Here is a 19,995-nt window from a genome sequence, read left to right as displayed (position 1 = left end):
ATTTTCTATTGTCGATTGAATGAATTAATCTTCAGCTCTGCCGGTCGGATGGCAAGAATAACATGCCGAGCTTTGATACGAGTAGTTTGCCACTTCCTGGTGATGACCGTCAGTTTCAGTTTGATTGTGAACATGACAAGTAAAGCAGGTAAAATCCGCATAACTCGATGTGTTTGAATGACAATCCAAACAAGAACTCCATTCCCCATTATGCCGCCCCGAGTAAATCGGGAAATACTGGCTGTCGTGCGATTTGAAATCGGCCGCATCCCAGTCCGAATCCGGCGAGTGACACAAACTGCAGTCGGTTGAAAAACCGGCCTGCTGATGGTTGGGATCAGTAGTCGAATTGTAATCATTTTGGTGACAGGTCAAACAGTCGGTCGACGGCTTGGTACCTGTGCCTCCGGTGTGGCATTCCGAGCAACTGATGGCATGTCCGCCGGTTAATGGAAAGAAATCATGATTGAAATTAGCAGATCCCCAACTTCCGTCAGTCGGTTGGTGACATTCGGTACAATTTGTCGAAAATCCAACTTGCAGGTGATTCGGTTCAGCTGTTGAGTTGTAATCCGCCTGGTGACAAGCGATACAATCTGTTGGCAATTTTCCGAAGGTACCGCTGGTATGGCATTCAAAACAGCTAATCGCATGTCCGCCACGCAAAGGGAAAAAGTCGTGCTCGAAGTTTGCCGCATTCCACGAAACCGCTTGAGCACCGTGGCAATCCTCACAACTGGTTGAATAACCGGCTTCCTGATGATTCGGACTTGTCGTCGCCAAATAATCCGACCGGTGACAACTCACGCACTCTATGTTCAGCGGTTCAAACCGCAAATTGCTGGCCGACTGGTGACATTGGAAACAATCAGCCGTCCGATGTGCTCCCATCAAGGGAAAGCGACCTTCGCGATGCAGTTGAGTCGTATTGGTCACAATCCAGTTTTGCGGCTTGTGGCACCTTTTGCAATCCGTTCCCAAGGTAGTGTTGTGCATATCCAAATGGCAGGCCACACATTCGCGCTCAGCTTCAGTAAAAACCAAACTCTTGTGGCAAGCCTTACAATCAACTGCTTGATGCGCTCCGTCCAACTTAAACGAAGTTTGATTGTGGTCGAAGGTTTTACTCAGCTGCAACAGCTCCCAGCTTTCAGGTGAATGACAAGCTGCACAATCTACATGGAAGTTCTTGCCATGAGGCGATTGAGAGAAGCAAAGCTGAAATATCCCCACTAATAAAATCAGTAATGACAATCTGCGCATTTAATATCTGCTTTTAGTTTGTATTTCGTGAATGTTCCCTCCTCATCTTCAAGCGAAGGATGACATCTAACACAGGCTGTTTGAGCGTGCTGACCTTCCAGCTGAAAGCGGCTTTGGTCGTGATCGAAACGGCTCGGTTTCCAGGCATAAGACTGGTGACATTTGGCACAATTCGTTTTCCCATCTACCTTAAATTGCTCTCTGTGCGGATCTTGGTGACAGTTTTCACAGTCCTTGCCCAAACCCGAAAAATGCTGCTCAACGATGTCTCCTTCTTCCTTAAAATGACACGAACGGCAATTGATTATCGTGTGTTTACCGGTCAATGTAAAACCCGTTTTCTGATGATCAAAAGTTACATCTCTCCATTCTATTACATTGTGACACAGCTGACAATTTTCTTGCGGCATATATTCTTCAGCAATTTTGCGGCGATGAATATTCTCGTGACAGTCCACACATCGCTCTCCAATTTGTGGGAACTCCCACCGAATTCCTTTTTGATGACAGGCGAAACAAGGTGTGGCCAAATGTGCCCCTTCCAGTTTAAATTTCAGTTGATTGTGCTGTTCTATGGTGAACGATGAAGTGGTGAAGCCGGTTACATCATGGCAGACCGAACAATCCGGCTTACTCGTTTCGTTGGTAAACTGTCCGCGGTGGTAATCGCGATGACAATCTGCGCACTTCGCATGCGCCACCGGAGCCGTTAATGACTGTTGATGACAGGATCGGCAACTAACCTGCCGGTGTTTACCTTCCAACGGGAAATTGGTTTTCTGATGATTGAAATTGGTCATTCCCGCCACTTGATGGAACGAATTTTCGTTATGGCAAGAGCTGCAATTCGGCCCGAATTTATTCTCATGCACATCCTTATGGCAGTTCGCGCAACTCTCAAACTTTAGACCCGAAAAATGTTGAAAAGGCTTGCCATTCTGCGCCGTTCTCTCATGGCACTTTTCGCAGGCAACCTGCTCATGTTTTCCTTTTAATGCGAAAGCTGTCTTTTGATGATCAAACTTCACCGTCGGTTTAAACGAATCGAATCCATGACAGGAAGCACAGTCAGCCGAAAGTGTTTTTTGGTGATAGTCCTCGTGGCAGGAAAAACAACGCTGCTCTAAGCCCAGGAAAGTACGCTCTTTTTTCTTCAGAGCGGGGGCTTTGATATTCTTCATTTGGTGACAATCTGCACATTTTGCTGCCTCGTGTTTTCCCTCTAATTTGTAACCGGTTAAGTCATGATTAAACGAATCTTGATCCAGGCGGATTAACTGAAAACTGCGACCATGGTGCTCGCTGTGGCAGGCAAAGCAATCTTTTCCCTTCACTTCAACCGAAGCATGATAACCTTCACTACTGGCAAGCAGGCTTTGAATTTCGTCGTGACAAGCCAGACACTTCTGGTTAGTGACCTTTTCGCCCAACACATGACATTGCGTGCAATTACTTAAGCCTTCAAGCTTTTCGTGAGCCTGCGATAAATCGCCCGGAGAGATTTGGGCAAACACCGCGAAAGGCGTTATCAGCAACAACAGTATGTAGATTAGCTTTTTCAATTGTTTTATTTCCGACTATATGAATCGACTGGCGAACCGACAGTTCCTATTTTTTATGCTTCAGCACAGACTCACCAAATTTCCGCGTAATCTTTATTCCTGCTTTCTCTAAAAATTGAGTTGGTAACTCTCCGCCTGCGAAAATGTATACGAGATCATTTTCAATCTCTCTTTGTTTTTCTTCCCCATCAAGCAAAATTGATACAGACTGAGGCTCAATCCGAACAACATTCGATTGATACAAAATCGTCACTTTCCCTTCTTGCTTTGCCTGATCAATTCGTTGCTTATTTGCAGGTTTCAACCGGTTAAAAGCAGCACCCCGGTATGACAATACCACTTCATTTTGATCCGCCAACAGCAGCGCTGCCTCAATAGCTGAGTCTCCTCCACCAACAACTAAAATCTGCTGTTCCCGTATTCGTTCCGGATCGAGCAAACGGTAAGCAACTTTCGGACTTTCTTCTCCCGGAACATTCAATTTTCGCGGCGTTCCGCGACGACCAATGGCCAACAAAACTCTGCGGGAGGTGTAGATTTCATCGGATAAAACCGAAATTTCAAAATGTCCGTTTAACCGGCTAATCGATTCGACTTTTACGTTCTCACGAATACGGATCTCATGCTTTTCAATAACCTGTTGCCAGAGATCGAGTAATTCCTGTTTGCTGGTTTCAAACAGGCGCACTTTGCCATGCAACGGGAGATCCATCGGAGAAGTCATGACGATTTTAGAACGCGGGAAACTAAAGACTGTGCCTCCCAGAAAATCTTGTTCCAGAGTGAGTGTACTTAGTCCGAGTTTTTTAGCTGCCAGTGAAGCCGAAATACCAGCAGGCCCGGCACCTATGATGACCAAATCGTAGTCAGCCGCAACCTTTCGATCCAATCCTTTTGCCAAATTCTCAACTGCCTGACGCCCCTGCTCAACGGCATTGCGGATCAAGCCCATACCTCCAATCTCGCCTGCGATAAACAGGCCGGGCACGTTGGTCTCAAAATTCTCATCGACATGCGGTAAGTCTACGCCACGCTTTTCGGTTCCAATATATAAAGTGATTGCCTGGGTCGGACAAGCATGAAAACAAGCGCCATGCCCGATACAGCGCGACGCATTAATCGTTGTAGCACGACCATTCACTATTCCTAAAATATCTTTTTCGGGACATGCAACAATGCAGGCGCCGCTTTGAATGCAGGATTTTGGATCGACAACCGGGTGCAGCGAAACCGGCTCATAAAGTCCTTCAGATTTAGCCTGCACAATCTTTTCGGTAATCATTCGATTTTGATTTCGAAGTTTGCGAAGGTAGAACCACATCGTCAGCCCAAAAACAAGAACGACAACACCATAGATGACAATATTTTCAATCAACGTTTCACTCATATCAAAAGATCCATCGGTAACCAAAAGCCAGTGCAACACCAATATGAATCAGCATGATCAACAGCATCACCAATGCAAAAGGCAAATGCGCTACATGCCAATAACGAAACAAGTTTTGCATGGTAACGAGGCGGTCAATTTTACGATTCAGGCTGATTTCATACCGAATTAAACGCAATAGTTCTTTACGCGTTTGGGGTTCGAAATGGTTCGTTCTCAGAAGCATTCTGACTCGTTGAAGTAATTTGTGTTGAAACAAAAGTTTTTCGACAAATCGGCTAATACTTTCCCCGCCCGGCCGGCTCGGCCGAGCCTTTACGGCTTGCAAAATCTCATCGGCAAGCGGCGAATTGAGTTGGTACTTTTCCTGCAACAACACTTTAAAATGAGCCTTCTTCATTTCCAACTCTGCCAGACTCATTTCGCGCCCCTCGATGGTATGCGGAATTTGCAGGTAGATGTACCGGCCAATAATACCACTGACGACCACTGCAACCATACACCAAAAACTAACAGAAACAATTCCGCCGAATTTAAAAGCCGTGTGAAACAGGACCAGAACAGGTCCCAACGAGCAAAGGAAAATATGAAATTCAAGCCAGTATTTCAGTACACCGATGCGCGAAAACCGACGTACGCGCTTACGAATCATGTACATGCATACTCCAATCACGATCAGAGACGAGCCGATGATTCCCAAGCCATGCCCCAGTAAACCGCTTGGCTTCAACAATTGATGCTGAGCGTGGTAAAAACGATCTTCAATTCCCAAACGATAATAGGAATAGCCTTCCAATAGCAAAAAGAAGAAAGTAAACACGACTATCAGAACCATAGTCGTGCGAGAAACCAAGCGCCAGGTCTGCCTCATCTTTTCCTTTTCAAACGAAAGAAAAAGGCGTGGTAGTCTACCAATAGTTCTATAACAGGTTTAGCATCAGCTATAATCTGACGCCTGTTGACTATTCACGATGGGAATAAAAGCGATTTAAAATGGAACCGTCATTTACCTCTTTCGACAGCGATTCGATGGTGCTCTTCGGGACGTCCATCACATCCAGCAAGATCAGCCCATCGAGGCAATTGTTGAATTTTGGGTCGACATTGAAACCGACAATTTTCGCATTCAGCTTGATGTATTTCTTCAGCAATACAGGGAGCCCAGTATTCAGTTCATCTACGTCGCCGATAAACTTGTCAAGCATATTGATATCACCCAAATTTTCCATAATGACATTGATGTTGGGATCTTCGCTTTTAAATTTGAAAGCCTTCCGAGGCTTTATGAACCGTGCCATGTTCCAATCGAAATGATGGGTCATGATAAATTTGATGATCAGCTCTTTCGAAATCTTCGAATAATTGTTGCTGATGCTCACCGGCCCGATCAGGTAACGGTACTCCGGGTTCTTTAACAGGAAGTACAAAATTCCTTTCCAAAGCAGGAACAGCGACATGGGCTGGCGTTGGTATTCTTTGACCACAAACGAGCGGCCCAACTCGAGCGATTGCTGCAGAACCGGTTCAAAGCTTTCCTTCATTTTAAAGAGACTTTGCAGGTAGAAACCGGCCGTTCCGTAGTCGTGCAAAATATCCGCACCTTTACCAATCCGGTATGCGCCGACCAGTTTTTGGGCGTCATCGTCCCAAATAAACAACTGGTTATAGTACAAATCAAATTCGTCCAGGTCGATGCTCTGATTGGTGCCTTCGCCCACTTCGCGGAAAGTGATCTCGCGCAAACGGCCAATCTCGTTCAGCAGGTTCGGAATTTTTGGTGTCGGGCAACAGTACACTGAAAAGTTTTTCAGTTTGAACAGAAAGTGTTCACTGCTCAGTTGAGCAATCTCTTCCCGAATCAAATCAGGCGGAGTAGGCGGAACAATTGGCTCAGCTTTCGTGTGACGCTTCAGCGAATAATTAAAAAAGCGTTTCACCTCGATACTGCTGCACAAACTGTAAGTTTTAGCTCGCAAGTAGCGCCCAAATTGGTAAATCTCCGGGAAATTCGCCTGTTCTTTCACCGAAATGGGCATCCCAATCCGGATTTTAACAAGCTTGTTTTTCTTATTGAGCAATTCTGACGGCAGCTTGGCCGTGCGAAGATTCGGGTGAATTTTCCCGATTAAATGAAATAGCCGCGAGTTTTTTCCATTGAAATAAATCGGCACAACCGGCACATTCGCTTTCTTAATAAATTTCAGCACCGGGTATTGCCATTGGCGGTCAGTAATTTTATTATCGGCATCATAGCTCGAAACTTCACCGGCCGGGAAAATACACAGCGCACCACCTTTCTTCACATGCTCCAGTGCGTTCTTCACACCACCTATGCTCGAGCCCGCTTCCTTGTGCGATTCAAACGGATTCACGCCCATGAAGAAATCGGATATCGGCTCAATCCGTTTCAACAGGAAATTCGCCAGTACCTTCACGTCGGGTCGAACCTGGCTAATCAGTTTTATAAGCAGAATACCGTCCAGCCCGCCGAACGGATGGTTGGCAACCACTATGAAAGGACCTTCTTTCGGGATTTTTTTCAGATCACGCTCGTCGAACTCGTAGTTTACTTCCAGTAGGTCGATCAGCGCATCTATAAATTCCACTCCATGTTTATCGGCAATCTGCTGGTATATTTTATTCAGCTTACTAAAGCGCAAAACATACATGATAAACTTCGCCAAATTCTCTCCTCCAAGATAAGCCAGATACGGACTGGCTTTCAGGATATCCTTCGGATTTACTAATTCCATTCAGTCGTTAAAATAGGATGCTAAATGTAAAAATCTAATTTCTATTTCGTCACAATTGCCCACTAATTTTTTATAAAATCCACTTTGTCTACCTGAGTTCATTAAAAATAAGACCCAAAAGTCTTTTAAAATGACTAAAAGCCAATTACCTTTGCACCACAATTATAATTGGACAAGACGAGTGAATTTACTTTATCAGAAATACAAAACAACCGATTGGTTACCAACAACCAAGAAAGAAGTTGAAGAGCGAGGTTGGGACCAACTGGATGTCATTTTGTTTACGGGTGATGCCTATGTTGACCACCCATCGTTTGGCGCTGCCGTAATTGGCCGTGTTTTGGAAGCAGAAGGTCTGCGTGTGGCCATTGTGCCGCAACCAAACTGGCAGGACGACCTGCGCGACTTTAAAAAGCTGGGAACTCCCCGACTTTTCTTTGCCGTTACCTCGGGCAACATGGACTCGATGGTGAACCACTACACGGCGAACAAGCGCAAACGCCACAACGATGCGTACACTCCCGGCGGACAAGCCGACAAGCGGCCGGATTATGCCACCATTGTATACAGCAATATTCTGAAGAAACTTTACCCGGAAATTCCGTTGGTAATTGGTGGTATTGAAGCGTCGCTGCGCCGTGTTACACACTTCGATTACTGGCAAAACAAACTGAAACCTTCGATTCTGATCGATTCGAAAGCTGATTTGCTGTTCTACGGAATGGGTGAAAAATCAATTGTTGATTACGCCCGATTGGTACAAAAAGGCGTGAATCCTCAGAGTTTGACCAACCTGCCGCAAACGGCATTCCTGGTTGACGAGGACGAGCATTACGCAACACAGAAGAAATGGAATACCTTCGACTTGTATTCCTTTGAGGAGTGCCTGCAGGATAAGAAAAAGTTTGCGCACAACTTTATGCACATCGAAGAAGAGTCGAATAAAGTTGAAGCCAACAAGCTGATCCAGCGTACCGGTGACAAGCAGGTGGTTGTAAACCCGCCGTGGCCGCCGATGGAGGAAAAAGAAATTGACCGTGTGTACGAGTTGCCTTATACGCGCTTGCCACACCCGAAATACAAGAGCAAAGAGCCGATCCCTGCCTACGATATGATTCGTCACTCAATCAACATTCACCGGGGATGTTTTGGCGGATGTACTTTCTGCACCATTTCGGCCCACCAGGGCAAATTTATTGCCAGCCGTTCGCAGGCTTCCGTGATGCGCGAACTGGACAAGGTGACCGAAATGCCCGACTTCAAAGGCTACATTTCGGACTTGGGGGGCCCTTCGGCCAACATGTACCAGATGAAAGGTATTCACCAGGAAATTTGCAACAAGTGCAAGCGTCCGTCGTGTATTTGGCCCGATGTCTGCAAAAACCTGAACATCGATCACAAACCAATGCTCGACCTGTACAAAGAGGTTCGCAAGCACCCAAAAGTGAAGAAAGCCTTCATTGGGAGCGGTATTCGCTACGATATGATTCTGCACGAAACCAAAGACAAGCAGGTCAACAAAAATAATATGGAATACCTGCGTGAAGTGGTGAAACACCACGTATCGGGCCGGTTGAAAGTGGCTCCGGAACACACGTCAGACGACGTGCTTCGCATTATGCGGAAACCTTCGTTTGGATTGTTCTATAAATTGAACAAGGTGTTTAACGAGATTAATAAGCAGGAAGGGCTGAACCAACAGCTGGTTCCTTATTTCATCTCCAGTCACCCGGGTTGTAAAAGTACCGACATGGCCAACCTGGCAGCCGAGACCAAACAGCTTGACTTCAAACTGGAACAGGTACAGGACTTCACCCCTACGCCAATGACATTGGCAACGGTGATCTTCTACACCGGGTTCCACCCGTACACCATGGAGGAAGTGTTTACCGCCAAAAGCAAAAAGGAAAAGCTGAGCCAGCGCAAGTTCTTCTTCTGGTACAAACGTGAATACCAACGCGAAATCCGCGAAGAGTTGACTCGTTTAAACCGACCGGATCTGTTGAAAAAGATCCTGAATTAAAACGTTTATAGGTTAAAGATTATATTTAGAATGAAGGGTGTTGCTCTAACGGGTAGCATCCTTTTTCGTTTTTAAGTTATCTGAATTTAAAGGATGACATCTTTTCGAAGAGATGTCATCCTTTAAACCCCTGCTCTCCGACTATCGTTCATTCAATGCTTCCTTGTAAACGCGAATAGCCCGTTCCCGTGCCGTTTTGTGCTCAACAATCGGCGACGGATAAGCCGACGTGCCGTATTCGGGCACCCATTTTTTAATGTATCGAAAGTCGGCATCGAACTTCTGCTGCTGCAATTCGGGGTTGAACACCCGGAAATACGGCGCCGCATCGCAACCCGATCCGGCAGCCCACTGCCAGCCCCCGTTATTTGAGGCCAGTTCAAAATCGAGCAGCTTTTCGGCAAACCAGGCTTCTCCCCAATGCCAGTCAATCAGCAAGTGCTTGCAGAGGAAACTGGCGGTTACCATGCGCACCCGGTTGTGCATGTACCCGGTAGCGCTAAGTTCGCGCATGCCGGCATCCACCAGCGGGTAACCGGTTGTTCCTTCGCACCAGCGGGCAAAAAGTTTTTCAGAGTTATCCCAGGCTATAAAATCGTAAGCCGGTTTGAATGACGATTGGGCTACATGCGGAAAATGCCACAAAATGTCCATGTAGAAATTTCGCCAAATCAATTCATTCAAAAAAGTTGACGAATGTTTGACTGCTTCTGCCGTCACCTTCCGGATACTAACCGTACCAAAACGAAGATGGACTCCTAACCGCGAAGTGCCCGCCACTGCTGGAAAATCTCGGTTCTCGGCATACGATTCCATCAGCGAAACATTCAGTTCCAACGGAGGAACATTGTATGGCCCGTGTTTAAATCCAAGATCCGGGTGATGGTATTTTGGCAGTGGATCGGTCTGCACCAAATTCCCCAAATGTTTTTCCGAAGGGAAAGCTTCGTAGTCACGCGAAGTTAATTTGGAAAGCCATGTTTTACTGTAGGGCGTAAACACCGTGTATGGTTTACCGTCCGCTTTGACCACCTCGTTTTTGTGAAAAATCACCTGGTCTTTAAAAGCTCGAAGGCGAATGTTCTGTGTTCCCAAGTACTCGTAAACCAATTTGTCGCGCTCACGGGCATAAGGCTCGTAATCCAGGTTGGTGAACACTTCTGCCACCGCATACTCTGTCAACAAACGCTTGAAAGCATCCAGCGGCTTTCCCTGGTAAATCCAAAAGGTACTGCCGTTTTGCTCAAACAAATCCTGCAACTTTTGTACTTCGTGCAGAATAAAAGTTACCCGCGAATCGGTCTGCTCCAGATCGTTTAAAATCTCCGTGTCAAAAATGAAAATGGGAAGTACCGGACGGCCGGAAGTTAAAGCTTGGTAAAAACCATGATTGTCGTCAGCCCGCAAATCGCGCCGGAACCAGAAAATTGCTACTTCTTGCTTGTTCATTAGCTGTTGTTGATTGTTGGTTAGCGTAATGTCATAACACGCGTTTGGGCTAAAAGTTGAAAACATCCTGCGACGGACAGCATCATACCCCCAAACAAATCAACTTCGCCAATAAATTACCGACTTTCGAAAATGACCTGACTTGGGTTCGTTAAATTGGGAGCAAATTTTTAAGTTTGGTCTTTTGATACAACAATTCAATTAATCCGAAATTTCACCCTAAATGAATCAAAGAGGTTTTGCAAGCGACAATAACGCCGGAGTTCACTCGGCCATTATGCAGGCCATGAGCGAAGTTAACAACGGCCACATGGTTGGTTACGGCGGCGACCCGATAACCGCAAAAGCTGTTGAACGTTTTAAGCAGGAATTTGGTGACGACATCGACGTTTACTTCGCCTTCAACGGCACTGGCGCCAATGTCATTTCGCTGGCTAGCCTGAGCCAAAGCTTCAATTCGGTTCTTTGCGCCGAAACAGCACACATCCAGGTCGATGAATGCGGGGCGCCCGAAAAACTAACCGGCTGCAAGCTAATTCCGATTAAAACACGGGAAGGCAAAATCTACCCGGAGGAAATCAAAAAACACCTGCATGGCTTCGGGTTTGAGCACCACGCTCAGCCGGGCGTCATTTCCATTTCGCAGGTAACCGAACTTGGTACATTATATACAGTCGAAGAAATTAAAGCCATTACCAAACTGGCGCATGAATACGATTTGTTCGTTCACATGGACGGAGCCCGCATTGCGAATGCCGCGGCAGCATTGGGTTTACCTTTCAAAGCGTTTACCCGCGATGCCGGAATCGACGTCCTTTCATTCGGTGGAACTAAGAACGGAATGATGATGGGTGAAGCTGTAATTTTCTTCAACCCGCAACAATCGCGTTTTACCAAATACATCCGCAAACAAAGCATGCAACTGTACTCGAAAATGCGTTTCATCAGTGCTCAGTTTCTGGCCTATTTTGAAAATGATTTGTGGAAAACCAATGCACTTCACGCTAATAAAATGGCACTGCTTTTAGAGAGCGAAGTAGCCAAAATTTCGGGCGTTAGATTGACTCAAAAAACGCAGGCCAACGGGGTCTTCGCCATTATTCCGGCCGAAATTATCCCGAAGCTGCAAGAGCAATATTTCTTTTATATTTGGGATGAATCGCGCTCCGAGGTTCGTTGGATGACCTCGTTCGACACCACCGAAGAAGATGTTTTCGGTTTTGCCAAGGCGCTGAAAGAATTATTGTAAATGCCGTTATTCAACTATTATCCCAACAAAAGCCACCGGGATCGGGAGATCGAGAAGAAGATCTTCCGATACAGCATGGTCTTCCCCGCCCTGTTTGTATTGGGATTTTGGTTGGTATTCCTCATTGAGAATATTCTCGACAATCAGTTTGCGCAGTACGGCATCTTCCCACGCACCCTCGAGGGACTAAGAGGAATTATCTTTTCACCCTTTATTCACGGCAGCCTCGAACACATTTTTGCCAACTCGGTGCCTTTCTTCGTGCTTTCGGTCGCCTTGTTCTATTTTTATCGCAACCTGGCCTGGCGAATTTTCTGGCTCATTTACCTCTTCTCGGGGATCTGCGTTTGGGTGGGCGCCCGCGAAGCCTGGCACATCGGAGCCAGCGGACTGATTTACGGGCTGGGGTCTTTCCTTTTTTTTAGCGGCATACTGCGCAACGACGTCAAGTTGCTGACGATTTCCATCATCGTTGTTTTCCTTTACGGCGGCATGTTCTGGGGAATGTTCCCCATCGAACCGGGTGTTTCGTGGGAAAGCCACCTTTGGGGAGCGATTAGCGGATTCGTTTTGAGTATTTTTTACCGTAAACACGGGCCACAACGCAGCCGTTTTGATTGGGAAGATGAGGATGATGACGAAAGCGAAGAAGATTCGGATCAGCCCACAGACCGGGAAGAAGGGGAACAAACTCACTATCTGGACATAAGCGGTGACGAAGAAGAAAACAAAAAAAGCTGATCGCTTTTGAACGGGGCTAAATAAATTTTTTAACTTTGTGCCCTCTTAAAAAGATAACAGTTCTATAAACATGATTAGCAGAAGAATTATCCGCACCAAAGTATTACAGGTTTTATACGCCTTCTATACATCTCCGGAAAAATCGATTAACCAAACCGAAAAAGAACTCTTTTTCAGTGTCCAGAAAACCTACGACCTTTACCATTATTTATTTCAGTTAGTAGTAGAAATTGCGGATCACGCTAATTCAATCATCGAACTCCGCAAGAAAAAACACTTCCCAACCGAAGAAGACCTGAATCCAAACACACGGTTCATCACCAACCACCTGATCTACCAGATCCGGAACAACGCAGCGCTGATCAAGCAGTTGGAACAGTCGAAACTGAGTTGGACGAACGAACCAGAGCTCATCAAGAAACTTTATACAGCACTTGTTAATTCTGATTTCTACACCGAATACATGTCGAAACCGGAAAGAAACTATCAGGACGACAAAAAAGTGCTCGAATTGCTGTTTGCTGAAATCATCCTGCAATCGGAAGAATTGTCTTCTATTTTGGAAGAAGAAAGCATCTATTGGAACGACGATCTTGATTTTGTGGTTAGCATGAACATCAAGACTGTGAAGAAATTCAAAGAATTTGCCAACGAGAACTCGGCTTTGATGCCCATGTTCAAGGATGACGAAGACAGCGACTTTGTGAAGAACCTGTTCCGCAAATGTGTGCTGAATCACGATGAGTTGAAAAAAATCGTTGAACAACACACCGTAAACTGGGATGTTGAGCGAATTGCTTTCCTCGATAACCTGATTATGGAAATGGCAATTGCCGAATTTTTGTACTTCCCGTCCATTCCGACTAAAGTGAGTTTGAACGAATACATTGAGCTTTCGAAATATTATAGCACGCAAAAAAGCCGCAACTTCATCAACGGTATTTTGGACAAGGCGCTCAAGGCATTGAAGAAAGAAAATCAGATTCAGAAAGCAGGTCGCGGGCTAATTGGAGAGGAAGCTGCAGAAGAATGAAATTATTCATTTTCATATTAATCCTACTTGGTTTTCAGGCTTGTAAAAGTTCCACAAAATCAAACGATTATTCAAAAGAGCCAAAAGGGGATCCAAAATTTGCGATTCAGGAAGAAATCCATAATTTTGGAACCGTTCACGCCGGAGAGGTTCTTTCATACAGTTTCCGATTTACAAACGAAGGCACCGGTAACCTGGTAATCGACAGCACAAAAGTAGACTGCGGATGTTTGGAAATTAGCTATCCGCCGGAAGCTGTAAAAGCCGGAGATTACAATTTTATTGAGGTGGTCTTCAATTCGTCGGGTGAAGTTGGAAATGTTGTCAAGCAAATTCAGGTATTCGCCAACGACGGCAATGAACCTCAAAAGCTGATGATTACAGCGAGAGTTGAAAACGAATTGATAAATTTATACAATTAAATAACGACCAATGAATTACTTATTGATGGCACCCCAACAAGCGGGAACCGAAGCAAATCCGATCATGACATTCTTACCCATGATTTTGATTATCGTGGTGTTCTACTTCTTCATGATCAGACCACAAATGAAAAGACAAAAGGAACTGCGCAAGTTCCGCGAAAGCCTGGCAAAAGGCGATAAAGTTGTTACAACCGGAGGTATTTACGGAAAAGTAGCAGAGATTAAAGAAAATTACGTTCTGTTACAAGTTGATGACAATGTAAAACTTCGTGTTGACAAATCAGCTGTCGTGAAAGACATGTCTGACGTTCCGCAACAAAAATAAATTGACATTATCAGAAATACGAAAGGGCCGGCTTGTTAGTCTGCCCTTTTTTTTATCTTTGGTTTCGTGGAAAAAATTTGGTTCAATAAGATTCACGCGCTCTACAAAACGTTGCGGATGAAAGACGACCGAAGACTTATGGTCTTCCTGGTCTGCCTCGTAATTGCCACTTTATTCTGGTTTTTAAATGCATTGAATAAAGAGTACACAGTGGATTTATCATTCCCGGTAAAGTACACCAATTTGCCCAACAATAAAATCCTGGCCAATTCGCCGCCCGACCATTTTACATTGAAAGTAAATTCGTACGGTTTCACGATTTTGCGCCATAAGTTGAGCATGGCTTTTTCACCGTTGGTGTTCAATGTGAATGATTTTACCGGGCATCGCATGGAGTCTTCCGAAAACTCGAAATTCCGCATCGGAACACGCCAATTCATCAACCGAATCTCGGGGCAGGTAAGCAACGAACTTCAAATTATAGAGATCCAACCGGATTCATTGTATTTCGAGTTCGACAAGATCGTTCGTCGCAAAGTAAAAGTACAACCGAACATTACTTATTCACTCAAACAACAGTATTACGTCAGCGGCGAAATTTCAACCGAACCCGATTCTGTAACAGTTGCCGGCGCACAATCAACGCTGGATACTTTGAAATATATTCAGACGAAAAAGCAACACTACAAAGAGCTTGAAAAAAATATTCAGCGCAACGTATTACTCGAAAGCTACGACAACCTGACGATCGATCCGAAGCGCGTAATTCTGAAGATTCCGCTGGAGGAATATACCGAGAAAAACTTGTCTGTTCCTGTTCTCGTTACCGGCGTTCCGGATAACGTTATTATCAAGCTTTTCCCCGAGAAAGTGAAAGTGAGCTTTTTGGTCGGCCTGAGCCATTTTTCGGAAATTACCGATGCCAATTTCGAACTAACTGTCCCCTACTCTGATATCGAAGAAAAGAAAGAGATACTTAAAGTCAACCTGGATTCAAAACCTCTGAATATTCTGAATGTTTCGGTTGCTCCGGATCAGGTGGAATATCTAATTGAAGAAAAATCAAATGATTAAAGTTGGAATAACCGGTGGAATTGGCAGTGGAAAATCAACCATTTGCCACTTTTTCAGAACGCTCGGAATACCAGTTTTCGAAGCTGATACAGAAGCAAAGAAACTGATCAACTCGTCCGAAGCCATCAAAAATCAATTGATCGCCGAATTTGGTAGCGACATTTACCTGCCAAATCAGCTCATTGACCGAAAAAAATTAGCGGGCCTGATTTTTAATTCGCCAACTTTACTCGAAAAAGTAAACCGAATCATTCACCCCGAGGTACGAATTTACTTCAACAAATGGGTCGAACTGCAGAAGTCACCCTACATTATTCACGAAGCTGCCATCATGTTCGAGAGTGGCTTTTACCAAATGATGGATTACACGATTTTGGTAACGGCACCCGAAGCCGAACGAATTGCGCGGGTTATGAAACGCGAAAATTCAACGGAAGAAAGCGTCAAAGCCCGGATAGAAAAGCAGTGGACGGATGAACAGAAAATGGAACTTGCCAGTTTCATTGTAAAAAATGATAACAAGGAACTCATTGTTCCGAAATTAATAGAACTAGATAAACGATTTAGAAGTCATGGGTAAATTTGGAAAATGGATTGCCGGCGGATTGGGCTGGGCCTTTTTAGGCCCGATTGGAGGGATTATCGGATTTGTGGTCGGCTCAATGTTTGAAAACGAAAACAACCCGCTAACAACAACGAACAGAACAAACGGATACAGCTCCTCGACAACAACAACCGGTGGCTATGTAATGAGTCTCTTGGTTTTGGTTGCGGCTGTTATGAAATCGGACGGCAAAGTGCTAAAGTCGGAATTGAACTACGTCAAGGATTTCTTTGTACGAACTTTTGGTACCGAATCTGCACAGGAAGCACTGAAACTTCTGCGCGATTTGTTGAATCAGAACATTCCGGTAACTGAAGTCTGCCAACAGATTCAGAAGAACATGGATTATTCTTCTCGTCTGCAGTTGCTGCACTTCTTGTTTGGTATTGCCCAAGCTGATGGCAAGGTTGACGTTTCTGAAGCAAACTTAATCGACCATATCGCCCAAAACATGGGCATCACCGGGAAAGATTTCGAGTCCATCAAATCGATGTTTGTTGCCAATACCGAAGCTGCTTACAAAATTCTGGAAATCGAACCTTCGGCTACCGACGAAGAAATCAAAAAAGCTTACCGCAAAATGGCGATGAAATACCATCCCGACAAAGTCAGCTATTTAGGAGAGGACTTCCAGAAAGCTGCGAATGAGAAGTTTCAAAAGGTGAATGAAGCCTACGAACAACTAAAAAAAGAAAGAAACTTAGTGTAATTGTCACTTTAATTTATGCAATACATAAAAACTGCATTTAAACTTTCTCCCGACAACGAAGTTAACCGGGAGATTTTGACCGCGTATTTATCCGAATTGGAATTCGAAAGTTTTGATGAAACGGAGGACGAGTTAAACGCCTTCTTCCCGACGGGAAAAGTTGAAGAGACTGAGATCGCGCGTATCCTCAGCGATATTCCTTTCGACGTGTCCTTTGCAACAGAGGAAATGCCCGATATTAATTGGAATGAAGAGTGGGAAAAAAACTACTTCCAACCATTACTTATTGGCCCCGATTGCTTGATTCGAGCCCCTTTCCATACACAATATCCGGAAGCAAAATACGAAATCGTGATTGAGCCCAATATGGCTTTCGGTACCGGAAATCACGAAACCACATCGCTAATGATCGAGCACATCGACGAATTGAATGTCGAAGGGCAAACGGTACTGGATATGGGATGCGGAACCGGTATCCTGGGTATCTTTGCATCGATGAAAGGCTGCGAATCAGTTACTGCTATCGACATAGACAGCTGGGCGTTCGAGAGTGTTGTGGAGAACTGCCGTTTGAATAATGTTAACAATATGGAAGCCTTCATTGGAGACGCCTCTCTTTTGGGCAACAAAAAATACGATTTGATCTTAGCAAATATTCAGAAAAACATTATTCTTCAGGATATTGAAAAATACGTCAGTGTACTGAATGAGGATGGAATTCTGATTGTTAGCGGGTTCTACAAAGATGATTTGGAAGATATTGTAGGAAGGGCTTCCGAATTGTTTTTACGAAAACTAACACTGAAAGTAAAAAATAATTGGGTGGCTTGTTCTTTCGAAAAGTAACCCGATAATCTTTTTCACAATTGCAGAATCGCCCTGGTTCCAATGCCAACGAACACTGCAATTGTGAAACTGATTAAAGTTCCCACCAACACGTACTCTGACATGATTCGGGCATTCTCTTCGCTCTTCACCGAAATGCGAAGAATAGATTTGGCTGCAATCAAAAATCCAATGGCCTGAAATTGTCCACCCAGTACAAAAGTCAATACCAGCAGCCTTTCGAGTACGCCGATCCATTTGCCTCCGTTCGAGAGATTTGTTTCCCCGCTTTCGGCAATTTGCTTCTGCCATTCTTTAGTTGCCAGGTTTACCACAACCATCGACGGCCAAACAATCAGGAAATAGGCTATCACGTAGATAAAAACATCCGGATTGCTGAGCTTTCCCCAAATTTCGCAACTAACAGCTTGCACCGATTCGTCCAATAAAGCAGAAATCCAGAAAATGAGGAGCAGATGCAAAAATTGATCGAAAAGGAACCAGCTTAAATTGGTTGAAATGGATGGTTTGAAATAGATTTTTATCAAATCAATCAGGTAATGAAATACGAAGATGAACACAGGAATCCGCCAGCTAAAATAATCCAGCGTAAAGAGAGTGGACAGTACTGTTACGACAACAATATGATAAAACAATTTTACCGACCTTATTTTTCGCTCATTCTTATCAATAACCCAAGCTGTAGGCTGAAACAGAAAATCTGCCAAAAGATGCGCAAATAGCAAGCGAAGAAATAGAATCATATACTCTGCATTAATTCAACAAAACGTTTATTCATCCGTTCAATGAGGCCCCATTTAGCAAGCTGAATCCGGTTACTGACCGACGGTTGGGTTAAACCTAAATCCGATGCGATTTCAACTTGCTTCAGACCTTGTACAAGATAATAAATAACTTCAGCTTGGGCTGCTGTCCATCCGTTTAAAATGTCATCTAAAAAAGCACACTCAAGCTCAAGCTCGTGATTTATATTGTCATTGTTGGTTGTTACAATGAAATTTTGCCCCTTACTTTTCATCTTATCCAGCGCTCTTCCCGAGATAATAAACGGTTCTTCCATTGTTTTTCCAATATCCTCGGGTAATTGCTTCACCCAACCAACAGTTAGCGATAGCCTGACATCCAGATTCTTTTTTCTATTGCTTGATTTTAACGTAGCGACTTGCTTCTTGAAAAAGGCTTTTAGGTAAATAGCCTTTAAAAATGAAGTTTGCCAGTCATTCAGCATAACCTGAAAGCTATCTCCTCTACTCGTTAACAGCATATCTCCGGCTTTTCTCAAATAGGTTTGAGCGGGATCTTCCAACTGTGTCAAGGACGGTAAATAACTGGACTCTTCAAATTTCGAAGAGTCGATAACATCAACTGATATGACTGCTATTTTTTCCACACTCAAATATACGTCATTTTATCTATATTGAAACATATTAGACCATTTAATCTATATTTTATTTTTATAGTCTATATAAACTATACTTTATTCATCGAATTTACTCCGTTCAAATTCTAGCACTTCAAGATCCTTGACGTCTTGTTTGTCGATTACAAATCGAACGGCAGTACAAACGTTATGAAAGCCCTTATAACCAGCAGCGCCCGGATTTATGTGGAGACAATTGAGTTTTTGGTCGAAGATGACTTTCAGGATGTGTGAATGACCGCAAATAAAAAGTTTCGGCGGTTTCGTATAGAGCTCGTTTCTTATTCTAGATTCGTACTTTCCCGGGTATCCCCCAATGTGCGTCATCAATACGTCAACTTCCTCGCAAAAAAATCGTTGATTTTCAGGGTACATCCTCCTTAAAACATGATTATCAATATTTCCATAAACAGCCTTAAAAGGCTTAAAAGCCTCCAATTGATCAGCTGCTTCTACTGTTCCAATATCACCTGCATGCCAGATCTCATCAACATTTTCAAAGAATTTCAGCACCCGATCGCTAATCGCGCCATGTGTATCCGATAGTAAACCTATCCGCTTCATTTTTGTAATTTCAGTGTTTCTATCGCGTAAAAATAGCTTATTTTAGCTCAAAAAATTGAAAGGATGAAACGTGTAATAATTGTCCGGCACGCCAAAGCGGTTCCTTATGGTTACGAAGATGACTTTAACCGCAAACTGAGACCAAGCGGCAAAGAGGACGCAGAAATCTTAAGCGCAGAACTAAAAGAATCCGGTATTGCTCCCGATTTAATTATTTCCAGTCCGGCCAAACGAGCTTATTCAACGGCGAAAGTTTATGCGAAGACCTACGGCTACGACAAAAAGAAGATCCGAAAGGAAGAGGATTTATACGACGGCCTGACAACCCAGGATTTTATTGAACTATTACACGACCTCCCTGAAGATATTAGCTCCGTATTTGTATTTGGACATAACCCGACGATTCATTATTTGATCAACAACTTGGTTCGCTTCTTCAACAGCGACACACCAACCTGCTCAACTGCAGTCATTGAGTTCAAGGTTGAAAACTGGAAAAATATTGCTTCACGGGAAGGAGATTTGGTCGCCCACCTGAAACCAAGATCTTTCCGCTAACCATTAAAAA

The 19,995-nt window shown here is 44.2% G+C and carries 20 protein-coding genes; 11 read left to right on the top strand and 9 right to left on the bottom strand.

Annotated elements, in window-relative coordinates:
• Positions 1-24 precede the first annotated feature (24 nt).
• From BC643_RS00450 to BC643_RS00430, 5 genes are all read right to left on the bottom strand, one after another.
• Complete coding sequence (locus BC643_RS00450; RefSeq protein WP_147377091.1) at positions 25-1,263, bottom strand: cytochrome c3 family protein; 1,239 nt, start codon at positions 1,261-1,263, stop codon at positions 25-27.
• Positions 1,242-2,825: a hypothetical protein gene (locus tag BC643_RS00445; protein WP_211337942.1), complete on the bottom strand. Its 1,584-nt coding sequence runs from the start codon at positions 2,823-2,825 to the stop codon at positions 1,242-1,244. The genes BC643_RS00450 and BC643_RS00445 overlap by 22 nt, the downstream gene beginning before the upstream one ends.
• 46 nt (positions 2,826-2,871) lie before the next feature.
• Entirely contained in the window at positions 2,872-4,212 is a 1,341-nt protein-coding gene (locus BC643_RS00440; RefSeq protein WP_120271210.1) for an NAD(P)-binding domain-containing protein, read from the bottom strand.
• 1 nt (position 4,213) lies between these two features.
• The gene (locus BC643_RS00435) at positions 4,214-5,083 is read right to left on the bottom strand and encodes a hypothetical protein (protein ID WP_211337941.1); all 870 of its coding nucleotides are present in this window, start codon (positions 5,081-5,083) and stop codon (positions 4,214-4,216) included.
• A gap of 91 nt (positions 5,084-5,174) precedes the next feature.
• Complete coding sequence (locus BC643_RS00430) at positions 5,175-6,965, bottom strand: GNAT family N-acyltransferase (protein WP_120271208.1); 1,791 nt, start codon at positions 6,963-6,965, stop codon at positions 5,175-5,177.
• A 130-nt stretch (positions 6,966-7,095) separates the two neighbouring features.
• Between BC643_RS00430 and BC643_RS00425 the strand changes: the two genes are divergently transcribed.
• Positions 7,096-8,988, top strand: coding sequence for a YgiQ family radical SAM protein (locus BC643_RS00425; protein WP_120271207.1), 1,893 nt, complete (start codon positions 7,096-7,098; stop codon positions 8,986-8,988).
• A gap of 141 nt (positions 8,989-9,129) precedes the next feature.
• Here the strand turns inward: BC643_RS00425 and BC643_RS00420 are convergent, their stop codons facing one another.
• On the bottom strand, positions 9,130-10,437 hold the full coding sequence (locus tag BC643_RS00420; RefSeq protein ID WP_120274082.1) for a cryptochrome/photolyase family protein: 1,308 nt from the start codon (positions 10,435-10,437) through the stop codon (positions 9,130-9,132).
• A gap of 223 nt (positions 10,438-10,660) precedes the next feature.
• Between BC643_RS00420 and BC643_RS00415 the strand changes: the two genes are divergently transcribed.
• From BC643_RS00415 to prmA, 9 genes are all read left to right on the top strand, one after another.
• Positions 10,661-11,686 carry a threonine aldolase family protein gene (locus tag BC643_RS00415; protein ID WP_120271206.1) on the top strand — a complete coding sequence of 342 codons (1,026 nt, stop codon included), beginning with the start codon at positions 10,661-10,663 and terminating at the stop codon, positions 11,684-11,686.
• Positions 11,687-12,427, top strand: a complete 741-nt coding sequence (locus BC643_RS00410; protein WP_120271205.1) for a rhomboid family intramembrane serine protease — start codon at positions 11,687-11,689, stop codon at positions 12,425-12,427.
• A gap of 70 nt (positions 12,428-12,497) precedes the next feature.
• A complete protein-coding gene (gene nusB / locus BC643_RS00405; RefSeq protein ID WP_120271204.1) occupies positions 12,498-13,460 on the top strand; it encodes a transcription antitermination factor NusB in 963 nt (320 codons plus the stop codon).
• Positions 13,457-13,882, top strand: coding sequence for a DUF1573 domain-containing protein (locus tag BC643_RS00400; RefSeq protein WP_120271203.1), 426 nt, complete (start codon positions 13,457-13,459; stop codon positions 13,880-13,882). Before nusB ends, BC643_RS00400 begins: the two co-directional genes overlap by 4 nt.
• Before the next feature lie 10 nt (positions 13,883-13,892).
• Entirely contained in the window at positions 13,893-14,210 is a 318-nt protein-coding gene (gene yajC, locus BC643_RS00395) for a preprotein translocase subunit YajC (RefSeq protein WP_120271202.1), read from the top strand.
• A gap of 66 nt (positions 14,211-14,276) precedes the next feature.
• A complete protein-coding gene (locus BC643_RS00390; RefSeq protein WP_120271201.1) occupies positions 14,277-15,284 on the top strand; it encodes a CdaR family protein in 1,008 nt (335 codons plus the stop codon).
• Positions 15,277-15,864 carry a dephospho-CoA kinase gene (gene coaE / locus BC643_RS00385; RefSeq protein WP_120271200.1) on the top strand — a complete coding sequence of 196 codons (588 nt, stop codon included), beginning with the start codon at positions 15,277-15,279 and terminating at the stop codon, positions 15,862-15,864. Before BC643_RS00390 ends, coaE begins: the two co-directional genes overlap by 8 nt.
• Complete coding sequence (locus BC643_RS00380) at positions 15,857-16,597, top strand: TerB family tellurite resistance protein (protein WP_120271199.1); 741 nt, start codon at positions 15,857-15,859, stop codon at positions 16,595-16,597. Before coaE ends, BC643_RS00380 begins: the two co-directional genes overlap by 8 nt.
• Before the next feature lie 15 nt (positions 16,598-16,612).
• Positions 16,613-17,443 (top strand): 50S ribosomal protein L11 methyltransferase, encoded by an 831-nt coding sequence (prmA, locus tag BC643_RS00375; protein WP_120271198.1) that lies wholly within the window; start codon positions 16,613-16,615, stop codon positions 17,441-17,443.
• 14 nt (positions 17,444-17,457) lie between these two features.
• Here the strand turns inward: prmA and BC643_RS00370 are convergent, their stop codons facing one another.
• From BC643_RS00370 to BC643_RS00360, 3 genes are all read right to left on the bottom strand, one after another.
• On the bottom strand, positions 17,458-18,186 hold the full coding sequence (locus tag BC643_RS00370; RefSeq protein WP_120271197.1) for a DUF3307 domain-containing protein: 729 nt from the start codon (positions 18,184-18,186) through the stop codon (positions 17,458-17,460).
• Positions 18,183-18,839 carry a helix-turn-helix domain-containing protein gene (locus tag BC643_RS00365; protein ID WP_147377089.1) on the bottom strand — a complete coding sequence of 219 codons (657 nt, stop codon included), beginning with the start codon at positions 18,837-18,839 and terminating at the stop codon, positions 18,183-18,185. Before BC643_RS00365 ends, BC643_RS00370 begins: the two co-directional genes overlap by 4 nt.
• 81 nt (positions 18,840-18,920) lie before the next feature.
• Positions 18,921-19,427 carry a metallophosphoesterase family protein gene (locus tag BC643_RS00360; protein WP_120271195.1) on the bottom strand — a complete coding sequence of 169 codons (507 nt, stop codon included), beginning with the start codon at positions 19,425-19,427 and terminating at the stop codon, positions 18,921-18,923.
• Between the two features lie 63 nt (positions 19,428-19,490).
• On the opposite strand from BC643_RS00360, the gene BC643_RS00355 reads away from it, so the two are divergent.
• Positions 19,491-19,985: a SixA phosphatase family protein gene (locus tag BC643_RS00355; RefSeq protein ID WP_120271194.1), complete on the top strand. Its 495-nt coding sequence runs from the start codon at positions 19,491-19,493 to the stop codon at positions 19,983-19,985.
• Positions 19,986-19,995 lie beyond the last annotated feature (10 nt).

It is taken from the genome of Mangrovibacterium diazotrophicum (assembly GCF_003610535.1).
GTDB lineage: Bacteria > Bacteroidota > Bacteroidia > Bacteroidales > Prolixibacteraceae > Mangrovibacterium > Mangrovibacterium diazotrophicum.
Note: the sequence above shows the minus strand (reverse complement) of the source record. Positions and strands in the feature narration are given on the sequence as shown.